The sequence below is a fragment of the Aminobacter sp. MSH1 genome (genome assembly GCF_003071665.1).
Taxonomy (GTDB): domain Bacteria; phylum Pseudomonadota; class Alphaproteobacteria; order Rhizobiales; family Rhizobiaceae; genus Aminobacter; species Aminobacter niigataensis.
Genome location: NZ_CP026265.1, coordinates 1988895 through 2003608, shown reverse-complemented (window position 1 = coordinate 2003608; position 14714 = coordinate 1988895). Strand labels below are relative to the sequence as shown.

Annotated in this window: 14 protein-coding genes; 4 read left to right on the top strand and 10 right to left on the bottom strand. The window is 65.3% G+C overall.

The annotated features are described in order from the left end of the window. Positions 1 to 99 precede the first annotated feature (99 nt). From CO731_RS10015 to CO731_RS10005, 3 genes are all read left to right on the top strand, one after another. Entirely contained in the window at positions 100 to 846 is a 747-nt protein-coding gene (locus CO731_RS10015; RefSeq protein WP_245439711.1) for a L,D-transpeptidase, read from the top strand. 95 nt (positions 847 to 941) lie between these two features. Beyond that, positions 942 to 2108 carry a diphosphate--fructose-6-phosphate 1-phosphotransferase gene (locus CO731_RS10010; protein WP_108606966.1) on the top strand — a complete coding sequence of 389 codons (1167 nt, stop codon included), beginning with the start codon at positions 942 to 944 and terminating at the stop codon, positions 2106 to 2108. 50 nt (positions 2109 to 2158) lie between these two features. Further along, a complete protein-coding gene (locus tag CO731_RS10005; RefSeq protein ID WP_108609733.1) occupies positions 2159 to 2830 on the top strand; it encodes an MBL fold metallo-hydrolase in 672 nt (223 codons plus the stop codon). Between the two features lie 228 nt (positions 2831 to 3058). Here CO731_RS10005 and CO731_RS10000 read toward each other — a convergent pair whose 3' ends face one another. Then, positions 3059 to 4507: an aldehyde dehydrogenase family protein gene (locus CO731_RS10000; protein ID WP_108606965.1), complete on the bottom strand. Its 1449-nt coding sequence runs from the start codon at positions 4505 to 4507 to the stop codon at positions 3059 to 3061. Positions 4508 to 4755: 248 nt separating this feature from the next. Between CO731_RS10000 and CO731_RS09995 the strand changes: the two genes are divergently transcribed. Continuing rightward, the gene (locus tag CO731_RS09995; protein ID WP_108606964.1) at positions 4756 to 6000 is read left to right on the top strand and encodes a TCR/Tet family MFS transporter; all 1245 of its coding nucleotides are present in this window, start codon (positions 4756 to 4758) and stop codon (positions 5998 to 6000) included. Positions 6001 to 6016: 16 nt separating this feature from the next. Here CO731_RS09995 and CO731_RS09990 read toward each other — a convergent pair whose 3' ends face one another. The 9 genes from CO731_RS09990 to CO731_RS09950 form a co-directional block, all read right to left on the bottom strand. Then, complete coding sequence (locus CO731_RS09990; protein WP_108606963.1) at positions 6017 to 7498, bottom strand: nucleotidyltransferase family protein; 1482 nt, start codon at positions 7496 to 7498, stop codon at positions 6017 to 6019. Continuing rightward, complete coding sequence (locus tag CO731_RS09985; protein ID WP_108606962.1) at positions 7498 to 8175, bottom strand: glycosyltransferase family A protein; 678 nt, start codon at positions 8173 to 8175, stop codon at positions 7498 to 7500. Before CO731_RS09985 ends, CO731_RS09990 begins: the two co-directional genes overlap by 1 nt. Then, a complete protein-coding gene (locus CO731_RS09980) occupies positions 8176 to 8928 on the bottom strand; it encodes a glycosyltransferase family A protein (protein WP_108606961.1) in 753 nt (250 codons plus the stop codon). Then, the gene (locus CO731_RS09975) at positions 8925 to 9974 is read right to left on the bottom strand and encodes a serine kinase (protein ID WP_108606960.1); all 1050 of its coding nucleotides are present in this window, start codon (positions 9972 to 9974) and stop codon (positions 8925 to 8927) included. Before CO731_RS09975 ends, CO731_RS09980 begins: the two co-directional genes overlap by 4 nt. 53 nt (positions 9975 to 10027) lie before the next feature. After that, positions 10028 to 10453 (bottom strand): PqqD family protein, encoded by a 426-nt coding sequence (locus CO731_RS09970; RefSeq protein WP_108606959.1) that lies wholly within the window; start codon positions 10451 to 10453, stop codon positions 10028 to 10030. Between the two features lie 242 nt (positions 10454 to 10695). Further along, on the bottom strand, positions 10696 to 11727 hold the full coding sequence (locus CO731_RS09965) for a hydroxyacid dehydrogenase (RefSeq protein ID WP_108606958.1): 1032 nt from the start codon (positions 11725 to 11727) through the stop codon (positions 10696 to 10698). A gap of 26 nt (positions 11728 to 11753) precedes the next feature. Then, the gene (locus CO731_RS09960; protein WP_108606957.1) at positions 11754 to 12530 is read right to left on the bottom strand and encodes an ATP-binding cassette domain-containing protein; all 777 of its coding nucleotides are present in this window, start codon (positions 12528 to 12530) and stop codon (positions 11754 to 11756) included. A 3-nt stretch (positions 12531 to 12533) separates the two neighbouring features. Continuing rightward, a complete protein-coding gene (locus tag CO731_RS09955) occupies positions 12534 to 13520 on the bottom strand; it encodes an ABC transporter permease (RefSeq protein WP_108606956.1) in 987 nt (328 codons plus the stop codon). Between the two features lie 179 nt (positions 13521 to 13699). After that, a complete protein-coding gene (locus CO731_RS09950; RefSeq protein ID WP_245439814.1) occupies positions 13700 to 14590 on the bottom strand; it encodes a substrate-binding domain-containing protein in 891 nt (296 codons plus the stop codon). Between the last annotated feature and the right edge of the window lie 124 nt (positions 14591 to 14714).

The window sequence follows — 14714 nt, the reverse complement described above, 5'->3', positions numbered from 1 at the left end:
GTTCATGCTTTCTCAACCATGAATGATGAAAATGCCACCTATCCAGCCGGGGTTCGCTCCGGTGCCTGGCCGCCCCCGCGTTTAGAGTGGAATTGTGCCGTGTCGAAATCGCCTGCTTCGCCGGTCTCCGGCCCAACCGATCATGCCCCGAAACTGGCCTCGCGCCGCAACGTGCTTTTTGGCCTCGGCGCCGCCGGGCTGCTGGCCGGCTGCAGTCGAAGCATGGAGATGGACCTCGCCTCGATCCAGATCGACGACTACACCACCGGTTCGATCCGGCCCAGCATCAGCGTCGACAAGCAGGTAACCCGTCCCGAGCTGATGTACGCCTCCTTCACCGACGAAGGCTACCAGTTGCCGGAGATCCCCTTCGCCAAGGTCGATCCAAAGTTCCGCCGCCAGATCGTCGTCGACCCGACCGGCGAAGCACCCGGCACCATCGTCGTGCGGCTGCAGGAACGTCATCTCTATCTCGTCCAGCCGGGTGGCGACGCCATCCGCTATGGCGTCGGCATCGGCCGCGACGGCTTCCTCTGGAACGGGCGCGCCAACATCCAGTACGGCAAAAAATGGCCGCGCTGGACCCCTCCGGCGGAAATGATCGCCCGCAAGCCGGAACTCGAGAAATGGCGCGGCGGCCAGCCCGGCGGCCTCGACAATCCGCTCGGCGCACGCGCCCTCTACATCTTCAAGGACGGCCAGGACACCGGCTACCGCGTCCATGGCTCGCCGGAATGGTGGACCATCGGCCAGGCGATGTCGTCGGGCTGCGTCCGCATGATCAACCAGGACGTCATCGACCTCTTCAGCCGCGTCAACGGCAAGACGCCGATCGTCGTCAGCTAGGCTGCGGATAGCTTTAGAACCGACTGAATCTCCCATTGCGTCCGGTCGCCAGAAGGGCGAATGTGCCGGAAATCAGCACTGGGAGGACAGCGTCCATGCCTTCGACATTCGTCATCGCGCAAGGCGGTGGACCAACCGCCGTCATCAACCAGACGATGGCCGGCGCCGTGCTCGAAATCCGCCGGCGCCATCCCAAGGCGCGTGTCCTGGGCTCGCGCCACGGCGTCCGCGGCATCCGCGACGGCGACTATGTCGACCTGACCGATATTCCCGAAGAGCAACTGCTGCGCATTGCTGCGACGCCCGGCGCCGCCCTTGGCAGCACCCGCGACAAGCCTGATGCCGCCTATTGCGATGTCATCCTCGAAGGCCTCAAGAAAGCCGACGCCCGCGCCTTCATCTATATCGGCGGCAACGACACCGCCGGCACCCAGCAGATCCTGACCGACGCGGCCCAGGGCAGCATCGCCTTCGTCCATGCACCCAAGACCATCGACAACGACCTCGAGGAGAACGACCACACGCCGGGCTTCATCTCGGCGGCCGAGTTCGTCGCCGGCGCCTTCCTCAGCGTCGATCTCGATTTCCGCGCTTTGCCCGGCATCTATGTCGGCATCGTCATGGGCCGCCATGCCGGCTTCCTGACAGCGGCAGCCGCAGCGTGGCGCGACGAGGACACCGACGGCCCGCACCTGATCTACGTGCCCGAACGCGCGTTTTCGGTGCCGCGCTTCATCGACGAGGTGAAGGCGACGCTGGCCCGCCATCGCCGCTGCGTCGTTGCGGTCTCCGAGGGTGTCAGCACCGCCGACGGCAAGGCGCTTGTCGAGAGCATCGTGCCCGCCGACAAGCTGGAGCGCGACGCCCATGGCAACATCAAGCTGTCCGGCAGCGATTTGAGCCGTGCCTTCGAGAACGCCCTCGCCGAAGGCCTGCCGGGCAAGCGCGCCCGCGTCGACGCGCTCGGCTACATGCCGCGCGGCTACATCGGCGCGGTCAACGCCGTCGACGCGCAGGAAGCCTTCGACGCCGGCGTCTTCGCCATCGATGCGGCAGACAAGGGCGGCGGCTCGGTGGCGCTGAAATATGAGGGCGGCAAGACCGTGTTGAAGCTGGTGCCGCTGGCCAATGTCGCCGGCAAGACCCGGCACATGCCCGACGACTACATGCTGCCAGACGTCAATCACCTGTCCGAAAAGGGCATGGACTATCTGCGTCGGCTGGTGCCTGGCAGGTTCAAGATCGGCAGGCCATTCGTTTGAACCGACGCTTGGACTGGTTCTCGAAAAGCATCGTCGACGCAACCACGACGATGCTGACGGAACCGTTCGTCACCGACTATTGCCGCGCCAATATGTGGCTGGTGCGTGGCCGCGACATCGACATGCTGGTCGACACCGGCATGGGCATCTGCCCGCTCGGGCCCGAGATCGAAACGACACCCGGCAAGCCCCTGCTCGTGGTCGCCACCCATGTCCATCTCGACCATGTCGGCTCGCTGCATGAATTCGCCTGGCGCGCCGGCCCCCGCATCGAGGCGCCGTTCTTCGAGACCATGCCCGACACGGCGACCTACGCCCACATGTTCCGCAATTTTCCAGGCGACGTATCGGAACTGCCCTGGCCCGGTTGGCGGTCCGCCGACTACGCTGTCAGGCCCGCCCCGCTGCACCGCCTGCTCGACGAGGGCGACGTGATCGATCTCGGCGACCGCCGCTTCACGGTGCTGCACCTGCCCGGCCATTCGCCGGGATCCATCGGCCTGTTCGACGAACATGACGGCACCTTGTTTTCGGGCGATGCCATCCATGGCGGGCTGCTGGTCGACGACATGCCGGATTCCGACCGCGCCGACTACTGCGACACCATGCGCCGCCTCATCGGCCTACCGGTGCGCGTCGCCCACGGCGGCCACGCCGACAGCATCGACGGCGACAGGATGCGCGAGATCGCCGAGGATTATCTGAGACGGAACGGCGGCTAATAGCGTCGCTCAGCGCTCGAAGCCCCCTCACCGTCTCGGGCTTCGCCCGAGCCACCTCTCCCCCACTCCGTGGGGACGAGGAACCCAAGTCCTGCGAGGTCGCACTCTAGCGGCGGCAAGGCGGAGCCTGCGCGATTGGCGTTTCCTCGCCCCCACGAAGTGGGGGGAGAGGTGGCGCGGCGAAGCCGTGACGGTGAGGGGGAGCCTCTTGAGGCTAAACGCCGAAGATCAGCCCAGCCCTTCCTCGAAACCGCTGATCGCCTTGACCTCGAGGAAATCCTCGAGCCCCCACTTGCCGCCTTCGCGGCCGAGGCCCGATTGCTTGTAGCCGCCGAAGGGGCTGCCATAGGGGCGCTCGGTGCCGTTGATCTGCACCATGCCGGCGCGGAGCTTGCGCGCCACGCGCTGAGCGCGGGCCTTGTCGCCCGTCTGGACATAGGCCGACAGGCCATAGGGCGTGTCGTTGGCAATAGCGATCGCTTCTTCTTCCGTTTCGAACGGGATCATCGCCACCACCGGCCCGAAGATCTCCTCGCGGGCGATGCGCATGTCGTTGTTGGCGTCGGCAAAGACCGTCGGTCGCACGAAGTAACCGCGGTTGAACCCTTCTGGCCGGCCGAGCCCGCCGGCAACGACACGCGCGCCCTCCTTGATGCCGGCGTCGATCATGCCCTGCACCTTGTCGAACTGGACGTCGGACGACAGCGGGCCGATATGGTCCCCGTCCTCGGCCGGATTGCCGATCTTCACCGTGGCCGCATATTTCGCCGCGATGTCGACGGCCTTGTCATAGACCGGGCGCTGCACCAGCATGCGCGACGGTGCGTTGCAGGACTGGCCGGTATTCTCGAAGCAATGCGCCAGCCCGCGTGTCACCGCGTCGGTGAGGTCGGCATCGTCGAAGACGATGTTGGGCGACTTGCCGCCGAGTTCCAGCGTCACGCGCTTGACCGTCTCGGAAGCCGCCTTGGTCACCGCCACTCCGGCGCGCGTCGAGCCGGTGAACGACATCATGTCGATGCCGGGATGGCGCGACATCGCCTCGCCGACGGTCGGGCCGTCGCCATTGACCATGTTGAACACGCCGGCCGGGAAGCCCGCTTCCTCCATCATCTCGGCAAAGACGATCGACGACATCGGCGCGATCTCCGACGGCTTCAACACCACCGTGCAGCCCGCTGCCAGGGCCGGCACCACCTTCAGCGCTACCTGGTTCATCGGCCAGTTCCATGGCGTAATCAGCCCGCACACGCCGATCGGCTCGCGCACGATGCGCTCCTGCGGATTGGCCGCGTTGAGCGGCTCTTCGAATTCGAAGCGCTTCAGCACCTCGATGAAGCTCTTGATGTGCCCCGCGCCACTGGACGCCTGCGACTCGAGCGCCAGCTTGATCGGCGCGCCCATCTCCCAGGAAATCGCCTGGGCCATGTCGCGCACGCGCCTGTTATAGGCGGTGAGCAACTTTTCGAGCAGCGCGAGACGCTGTTCGCGGCTGGTCGCACTCCATGCCGGGAAAGCGCGCTGTGCTGCTTCCACCGCCTTGTCGACATCGGCGGGCGACCCCAGCGAAATCACCGCAAAGGCCTGCTCGTCGGCCGGGTTGATGACCTCGAGCTCCTTCGCAACCGCGGGCGCGACCCATTTTCCGTCGATGAAGAAATTCGTCTTGCGCAGCATGGCAGGCTCCTTGGTACATGACCCGAAAAACGGGACTTTGCAGTGTTGGCAGACTTCTAGAACGGCGCGCGGCACGTTCATGTCCTGATTCCGACCGCATTTGTAGGCTGGCTGTCCCCGTGCGGGAAGGCTTGGGTCACTGCTTGACCGCTCGTGCCACAATGTCAGTAGGTTTTGGTAATGTGGCCGGACATGGGTGGATCGCACGCCACGTTGTTTTATAAGGCTCGTCCATCGAGGCCACCATCATGTCCATCACAGGTTCGCGTCGCCAGGCGGCGATCGCCTTCATCTTCGTCACCGCCGTGCTCGACATCGTGGCGATGGGCATCATCATCCCGGTGCTGCCCTCGCTGATCGAGGAGTTCGCCGGCTCCAACGCCGACGCCGGCTGGATCAATGGCGTCTTCATCGCGCTCTGGGCCTTCATGCAGTTCGTCTGCTCGCCGATCATCGGCTCGCTGTCGGATCGTTACGGCCGCCGCCCCGTCATCCTGCTGTCGACCGTCGGCCTCGCCGCCGACTACGTGCTGATGGCGCTGGCGCCAAACCTGTGGTGGCTGGCCCTCGGCCGCATCGTCGCCGGCGTCACCTCGTCGAGCTTCACCACCGTCTTCGCCTACATGGCCGACATCACCCCGCCCGAGGGCCGCGCCCGCGCCTATGGCCTGATCGGTGCCGCCTTCAGCGCAGGTTTCGTTGCCGGGCCGCTGATGGGCGGTTTCCTCGGCGAGATCTCGCCGCGCGCGCCGTTCTGGGTGGCGGCGGCGATGAGCGGGCTTGCCTTCCTCTATGGCGCCTTCGTCCTGCCTGAATCGCTGCCGCGCGAAAAGCGCATGGCCTTCTCCTGGCGCCGCGCCAATCCGTTCGGCGCGATGATGCTGCTGCGTTCGCACCCGGAACTGACGGGTCTCGCCGCGGTGACCTTCCTGCTGCACTTCGCCCACCATGTCTTCTCGGCGGTGTTCGTGCTCTATGCCGCCTACCGCTACGGCTGGCATGCCTGGGAAGTGGGCCTGCTGCTGGCGATGGTCGGCGTGCTCGACATGATCGTGCAGGGGCTGATCGTCGGCCCGGTGGTCAAGCGCTTCGGCGACCGCACAACGATGGTGTTCGGCCTGTTTGCCGGCGCCTTCGGCATCGCCTGCATGGGCTGGGCGCCGACCGGCTTCTGGTTCACGCTGGCGATCATCCCCAACGCCTTGTGGGGCCTCGCCATGCCGACCACGCAGTCGCTGATGACCCAGCGCGTTTCCGAGTTCGAGCAGGGCCAGTTGCAGGGCGCCAACATGAGCGTGGCCAGCATTGCCGGCGTCGCCTCGCCGCTGTTCTTCGGCGCGGTCTATGCCTGGACGCTGAGCGAAGATACGCCGATGCCCTACCCCGGCCTCGCCTTCTACCTCGCCGCGGTCGTGCTGCTGTCGGCGGCATTGCTCGGCTGGGCGGTCGCCCGCAAGGCCGACCGCGCCGACGCGGCGGAAGAGACGGCCTGAGAATATCCGCGCAGCCTCAGCGCGTGGGCGAAACCTTCACCGAGACGATCTCGAACGGCACCGCGCCATAGGTGGCAACGGTCTGCTCGTGCTCCCACTCGCGGAACTGACGCGACGGACGCGCCGCGAGCGTCAACGTGCCAAGGGCTGGGTCGGGCTGGATGACACCGCGAAACCGCAATGTCAGCCGGCCTCCCGACTTGCCGAGCTTGCGATAGCGCAGCCGCGCGAAATGGCGTTCGCCGCCATTGAGCTCCATCTCGATGCGCCGGCGCACCGGCGGCACGTCCATGCGCACGACGATGTCGATCTCCGCCTGCGCGCCACCGCCAATCGTCGGCGGCATCGGCACCGGCTGCGACAGCGCCGGGACGCCTGCCCCGGCATCGGCCGTCTCGGCTGCGCGACGGCCATGCCACTGGACGTCAGGCAGTTCACGCTCGCGAACCGCCCGCTTCTTGCGCATCCGCAACTGCTTGGCCACCCCGCGCGAAAGCCACGTCAGCCCCTTGAAATCGGTTCGCGGCTTGGCCTGGAGCAGCGAGCCGATGCGGGATGCGCCGGCGCGGTCGGCCAGCGCGACAATCCGTTCCAGCGCGCCGGAAGGCACCGGCGCGGACATTTCCGCTGCGAGATAGGTCAGCGCCACCGCTGCCGGCACCGCCAGGCGGCGCCGGGCGACGATTTCGCAGAACACCTCCCAGTCGAACCCGCCGGCGCCGATCGCCGTCGCGCTGTCGACCAGCCAGTCGCTGTGGACATGGGCATCGAGACCGCCATGGCCGATCGCCAACGCGACACGGTCGGCAGCCGAAGGCACCAGCACGCCAAGGCCGGAAAAGGTCGCCGGCAAGGCGCGCTGCCAGATCGCCTCATCGTCAGCCGCATCGGCCTGCGACCAGTCATAGGCGACCTGGTGCAGGTCGATGTCGCCATAGCTGCCCTTGAAGAAATTCATCGAGCGCACGGCGCCCAGCCGCGGCTTGAGATATTGCGGACTGACGCCTGTCGACACATGCCAGTCGCCATGCCGCAGCACATCGAAGGCAACTGCCATGTGCTGCGGCCGCACCAATATGTCGATGTCGTGGGCGACGCGGCCACGCTGCGCCGCCGGATCGACCGCGATGCGGCTGGCGCCCTTGAGCAGCATGATCGGCGCACCGCCGTCGATGATGCCCTTCAGCACAGGCTCGGCTTCGCGCATGGCGAGCCGCGACTTGGTCCACAGCATCTTCTGCAGCCCGGCGAGACGTGGATAGGCAGGATGGGCGGCCAGCGCCTTGCCGAAACGGTCGGCGATGGCTGCAAGCAGCCGATGCTCGCGAAACTCGACCGCGTCGATGTCGTTGGCGTCCAGCCAGCTCAATGCCTGGGCTTGCGCTGCCTGCTGGTCCGGTAGCAGCACCGCCTTGAGCAACTGGTCGAGCCCGTTGGTCGGCCATGCCCAGCCATAACAGGGGAAGCGCCGGCTGATGCGGCGGGATGCGGATGCCATCAGCCCTGTCCGGAATTCTTGAGCTTGCGCCGCAGCATGGCCATTCTCGCCACTTCGAGATAGCCGCGGTCGCGCTCGGGATCGCGGCCATAGGACATGCTGCCCGGCAGTATCCGCCGCAGCGAAAGCACCTCGTCGATCATGCCGAACTGGTGCCCGTCCTCGCGGGCACGGCCCAGCCAGTCGATCATCTCGCCACGGTTGCCCGGCGGGTCGATCACCGGCCCGACGGCGAGCGCCACATCGCGGCGAACCAGCATCGTCGTGCGCGACCAGCCGGGAACGACCTGGCCAGTGCCGGTATCGGCTTCGCCATGCCTGAACGTCCGCCAGAGCGTAAAGACGGCGGCCAGTTGCGGCATCTCTTCCAGCCTGCGGAACTGCCGCTCGATCTTTTCGGGCAGCCACAGGTCGTCGGCATCCACCGTGGCGATGTGGGGATGCAAGGTCAGCGCAAAACCTCTGGTCGTTGCGCTGCCCGGACCGGCATTGACCTGCCTGACATAGCGGATGCCGACGCCCGACTGCCGGGTGGCGGCCTCGGTCTCGTCCGTCGAGCCGTCGTCGACGACGATGATCTCGGCCGGAGCGACGCTCTGCGCCGCAACCGAGCGCAGCGTCTCGGCGATGGTCCGGGCCGCATTGTAGGCGGGAATGACGACGCTGTACTTGGCCACCTAGCGCCCCCTGCCCAATCCACGCTCGTCGACCTTGATCAGATCCTGAAAGCTGCCGAGCGACGGGTCGCGGCGGCGACGCACGATGGACTTGTGGCAAGCGCGCAGGAACTCGCGCCGCACCTCCGCTCGGTTGGCCATCAGACTGTCCGGATGCTGGCGATAGTAAAGCGCGATCGTGTCTGGAAAGATATGGCGCGCGTGCTGCTCGAACACGCGGAACAGGAAATCGGTATCCTCCGACTGAGCCAGTTCTTCGTCAAAAGGCCCGATCCGATCGACCAGGCCCCTCGCGTAGATTCCTGCCGAAAGATGGATCCCGCGAAAGACACGTCCGTCACAACCTTCGGCGGGCTCCAGGGCCTCTTCGTCGACCAGGTCGACCATGCGCATGTAGGAATAGGTCAGTTCGAGCGCCGGGTCGGCCTTGAAATATGCGAGATCGGCAGCGAAACGGCCGGCCGGCGAAATGTCGTCGGAATCGAGGAAAGAAACGAACTCGGTGTCATCACAGAGCTGCCGCAAGCCCGCGTTTCGTGCCTTGGTCACACCGGCGTTCGGTTGTGAAAACAGGCGGATCGGCGCCCCGTCCCCGATGAAGGCGCGGATGACGTCCGCAGTACCGTCCGTCGAGCCGTCGTCGATGACGATGATGTCGAGGTCCGCGGCATCGCGCTGGCGCAACATCGAGCGAAGCGCCGAGCCGACATACGTCTCGCGATTGTAGACAGGCAGGACGATGCCCAGTTTCATGGCTTTCCCCCATCCAGGAACGCAGCGATCGTCTCCGCGATTTCCTCGCCGCGCCTGCCCAACGCCAAGTGGAAGCACGGCAGGCGTCGTGTCAGCTCGCCGAAAAACCGGAAACCGCTCTCGCGTTCGCCGGGCATCTGCGCGATCCCCGAGGGCGCCAGCGCCATCAGCGCGTCCTTGCGCGAAATCGGCGTGATTGCGCTTTTTGCCTCGCCCGAAATCCGCGGCACCATCAGGGCGACGATGTCGAGCTTTTCGGCCACGCCGCCCGGGGACAGGTCCTGGACCCTGAACTGGTATTTGCCTTGCCAATTGAGCGGACCCGGGTCGGGCAGCCGACTGGCAAGTCCCAGCCGGTCGAAACCCGTATGGTCCTGCTTCAGCGTGGTGAACAGCGGACGCGCCACCGAACGATCGCCGTCGAACTCGACCAGCACATAGTCGTCACCGACGCTTTCCAGCCCCGCAAGCAAACCGGCCGCAACCGTACCGGACTTGCCCGCCCCGCCTGCCCCGGCCAGAAGCACGCCCCTGCCGCCAGCGCCGAGCGTGCCGGCATGGGTCAGCCGCATGCCGCGCGCCGCATATTCCCAGTGGAGAAAACACCGCAACGGCGCACCGAACTCCCATGGCGGGCAGCCGTCGGCGGAAAGCATGAGCTGGACGCCCCGTCGCTTCTCGACGTCGTAGAACTGCCAGTAGCGCAGGTCGTGGAAATAGTGTCCGCGCAGCCCATCGGCCTCGAGCCTCTCAGAGAACGCCTGTGGGTTAAACAGCGCCTCGCCCCACTGGGCCGGTGTCGGCACCGAGCCTATTCCGGGATGCGCGAGGAAGACGCGTGCCGGCTGCCGATGTCCGGCATCTTTCGCCGTTGCCATGCCATGGCCGAGCGCCGCCGCCAGTTCGCCGTGATCGGAGAACACGTCGATCGACAACCCCGGCAGCTCGACCCGGCTTTGCACGGGAAAGCTCCCGGCGCCGGCCTCGCATGCGGCCAGAACCTCGCGCGCATAGTCGGCAAGGCCATCAAGGGTTACCCGTTGCATCTGTGCCCAATGAGTTGACTGGAGAGAAAAAGTACGACTGTCGCCAGCCGCACCTACTGCCTGACCACCGGCCAGCCGGCGGGCTCGTCGACATCGTGGATCGGGTCGACCATGACCAGGTCTGCAAGTTCGTCGTGCATGTCGATCTTGAGGCCGTCACGTGCCGCAGCCAGGCGCGCAGCCAGCTCGGGCGAAAGGGCCGTGGGCGCAACCTCAGCCGCGGGCGAAAGCAGCCCATATTCGCCAAGCCTGGCGATGAAGGCATCGAGATCGTCTGCTGCGATCGCGCTGCTGCCGCAATCCCGGCCGACGAGGCTTGCCGGCGAAACATGCGCAATCAGCGCCTCCCACACACAGCTGCCGCTGTCCGAGAAGCCGAAATACCGGCCGCTGGCGAGATCGAGAACGACCGCATCGCCATCGAACGTCTCATAGACAATGTCGCTGCCCGAGACCGCGTAAATCGACGAAAACCCCATTACCCACACCTACCCCTAGGTTACCTCTGAGATGCACTGCTTATCAAGCAAGCGCTTATATAAGCAACCTGCATCCAGGCGGCGCCATATATCCGGTTGTATCCATTGGCGCAATACTCGCCTCTAGATTGTTATTGGTAGTATTTTTTAATGCCTGCGGAGCAGACGTTCCGAAGGCGTTGATGGCACAGCGTCTCTTTGCGGGATTGTACGACCGCGTTCAACCCAATACGCGCTGCCGCTCAGTTTCGCTCGACCGGCTTCGAGCGCATGCGCGAGACCGTTTCGCGCTCGGCCCGCTTGCAGCGCATCGGCGGCAGGCCGCGATCCATCAGGGCCATGTCCTCCAGCACCATGTCGCCCATGCGCTTGAAGGCGATGTCCAGCGCACCGGCACGGTGGGCGGAACGCAGGAACCCGGGCAGGGATCGAACGGGATGGTCCTTCGCCGGCGGCTCCTCGGGAAAGACATCGCTGGCAGCCAGGATATGGCCGCTTCGGACAGCATCCATCAGCGCGTCGAAATCGACAACTCCAGCACGGCTGAGCAGGATCAGCGCCGCCCCCTTACGCATGCTGGCGAATGAGCGGGCGTCGAGGAAGCCCTGATTCTCGCTGGTGACCGATGCCACCACGAAGACAACATCGCTGCCTGACAAGACCTCGTCGAGCGTTGCCGACTCGACGCCATTTTCGCGCAACACGGAGGGCGGCAGCCATGGGTCGAAGGCTTTGACGCGGGCGCGGAACCCCAGGAGCAGCCGGTTCAGCGCCTTGCCGAGATCGCCGAAGCCGATGAAGCCGATATCGGCACCCGACATCAAGCGGGCAGAGGCGTTGCCGTCGGCGCCCCAAAGCTCACGGCCCTCGCGGAAGGCGAGGTCGGCGTCGGTGATGCCGCGCGCAAGGTCCAGCGCCAGCCCCAGTCCGATCTCGGCCACCGGCTCGGCGAAGACCTGGCTGGTCGTCACCACATGCACGCCACGCGCGAATAGGTGCTCGTAGGGCATGTTGTCGAGCAGGTTGCCCTCGACGTTGAAGATGCAGCGCAGCGACGCCATCGCCGCGACAGTGTCCGGCGACAGCGCCGGCTGTCCGATCAAATAGCGCACACGTGCCAGAATTTCAGCATCGAGACCGGCGATGTCCTCGGGCTCGACCTCCAGCACCTCGTTCTCATCGCGTAGCCTGGCCAACGCCTCGGGCGCAAAGATCAGCTCCAGCGTGCGCGGCCGGGGCGCGCTGAGCACAAGCGGCCTGGCTTGATCGGACATGCTTTCCTCCCGGCGCTTCTACTGCCTCAGCCGTGGTCGAGGCCCAGCGCCTCGATCAGGTGCTCGCCTGTGATCACCCGTTCGACCTCCTCGATGGTCGATTTCTTCGGATCGATGTCGTCGGCGACGATCTTGCCGCCGCGCATGACGACGATGCGGTCGACCACCTGGAAGACATGGTGGATGTTGTGGGCGATGAAGATGCAGGAATGGCCGGTATCGCGCACCTCGCGCACGAAGCGCAGTACGCCTTGCGTCTCGGCGACGCCGAGATTGTTGGTCGGCTCGTCGAGGATGATTAGGTTACTTTCGAAATGCATGGCGCGTGCGATGGCGACCGCCTGGCGCTCGCCGCCCGACAGCGCCCCGATCGGCGTGGTCGGCGGGATGTCCTTGGTGATGCCGACGCGCTTGAGCAAGGTCCGCGCCACCTCGTTCATCGCATCGTGGTCGAGCCTGTTGAACAGGCGCGCGCCTTTGACCGGCTCGCGCCCGAGGAACAGGTTGCGGGCGATCGACAGTTGCGGCACCAGCGCCGAGTCCTGGTAGATGGTCTCGATGCCGTTGGCTATGGCGTCGGTGGTGCTCTTCATCTGCACCTCCTTGCCCTTGACGTAGATCTGGCCGCTGGTCATCGGCACCGCGCCAGACAGCACCTTGATCAGCGTCGACTTGCCGGCGCCGTTGTCGCCGAGCAGGCCGACGACCTCATGGGTATTGACCGTGAGCGAGACGTCCCGGAGCGCATGGATGCGCCCATAGTACTTGTTGATGTTCTGCATCCGGACGAGTTCTTGGATCATCGCTCAGGTCCCCGCATTGTGTCGGCGTTCGAGCCAGGAGTGCAGCGCCATCATGGCGAGGATGATCGCGCCGATGAAGATGTTGTAGGCGAGGCCGGGCACGCCGACCATGACGATGCCGTTGCGCATGATGCGCAGGATGAAGATGCCGATCACGGTGCCGATGATGGTGCCACGCCCCCCGGTCAGCACCGTGCCGCCGATGACCACCATGGCGATCACTTCCAGTTCATAGCTCGTGCCGCTGTTGGGGTTGGCAGCCGAGGTGCGAATCGAGCTGATGATGCCGGCAAAGGCCGCCATCGCCGACGAGGTCATGAACAGCAGCACCTTGGTACGCCGGACATTGACGCCGCGCGCCCGCGCCGCGTTGGGATTGCCGCCCGAGGCCTGAATCCAGTTGCCCGCCTTGGTCTGGGTCAGCACGTAATGGGCGAGGAAGGCAAACAGCACGAACCACAGCAGGGACATGTAGACGCGGAAGCCGCCGACGTAGAACTCGCCGACCAGGACTTGCGCCAGCCACTGGTCCTCGGCGTTCCAGGTGCGCTGCGGGAAACCGTCGGTGATGTAGAGCGCCGAGCCGCGCGCGATCAGAAGCATGCCTAGCGTCACCAGGAAGGACGGGATGGCGAGCCGGGTGACGAACCAGCCGTTGACGAAGCCGATCAGCATGGCAAGGCCGATGGCGATCAGGAAGGCCACGGGCAGCGGCGCAAGGCCGGTGTTGAACACCGTCCACATCACCACCGCCGACAGGCCGAACACCGAGCCGACGGATAGGTCGAATTCGCCCGAGGTCATCAGCAGCGTCATGGCCAGCGCGATAAGGCCGAGCTCGACGGTGAAGGCGAGCGTGTTGGAGATGTTCAGCGGCGACAGGAAGTCCGGATTGATCGACCAGAAGATCGCGATTTCCAGGATGAGCAGGACCAATGGCCCGAATTCAGGCTTCGCGATGAAGCGCTGCACAAATGATCGATTGTCCATGACTGATCCGTGAAAAGACGTTTGGTCGTCAGGTGGAATGGCCTCGCCGCCGCAGTCCTGGATGCGAGCACCCGGTAGGCGGCATGACCGAACCTGCAGCTGGCCGTTGCGTCGAATATGAAACGGCGCCGGCAGAGACTCTCCGGCCCGGAACATCCGGACCGGAGGCTTTGGCAGGCTTATTTGCCGGCCAGGATGTCGTCGTAGAGCTGCGCCCGGTCCTTCTCGTAGAGCGAGCCGACGATGATGTCGAAGCCGGGCGGGATCTTGCTGGCAGCCATCGCCGCCATCGACAGCGCCATGTAGCTGGTCGCCTGCGGATCCTGCCACTGGGCGGCGTTCACATAGCCTTCCAGCACTTCCTGGGTGGTGTCGCGCGAGTTGCCCCAGCCGACGACGGGGATTTCGCCCGGCTTGACGCCGGCCTGGTCGAAGACGCGCTTGATCGAGCCGGTGACGAGGTCGCCGAGACCGATGATCGCCTTCACCTTGGCCTTGTTGGCGGTCAGGTAATCGGCCATGCGGGTGATGATCTCCGCCTGGTCGAGCGTGGCGTCGGTGACTTCCCAGGTGATGTTGAGCGGCTTGAAGACGCTCGAGATGCCCTCTTCTTCCTGCACGCCATAGGTGGCGCCGGGAACCTCGACCGGCATCCAGACGAAATCGCCTTCCTTGACCAGCTTCTTGTCGACCAGGTACTGCGCCCAGCCCTTGCCGAAGGCGACGTTGTTGCCGCCGACATAGGCGTTGAAGTTGGCGGTCGGATCTGGCGTGTTCATGTTGATGATCGGAATGCCCGCGGCGCGGGCCTCCTCGGCCACCTTGACCAGGCTGCCCGGATCGGGACTCGAGGTCACGATACCGGATGCCTTGGCCGCGATGGCGGCGCGAATGGCTTCCTGGTGCGCCGGCACGTCGCCATTGTGGAACGACGTGTTGACGGTGTTGCCGGTGTCGTCGGCCCATTGCTTGGCGCCAGCCAGGAAATAGGTCCACACCGGATCGGCCGGCGAGCCATGCGACACCCAGTAATACGTCTTCTTGGCCTGCGCATAGGCGGTCGATGCCATCCCGAGGCTGGTCGCTACCAGCGCCGCCGAGATGACGGCTATTGTCCTTTTCAGCACGGTTTTCTCCTCCTCATCCGGGCGGGATGCCCCCGCTCCGCTTTTCAATCCGACGTATGCAGAGCAA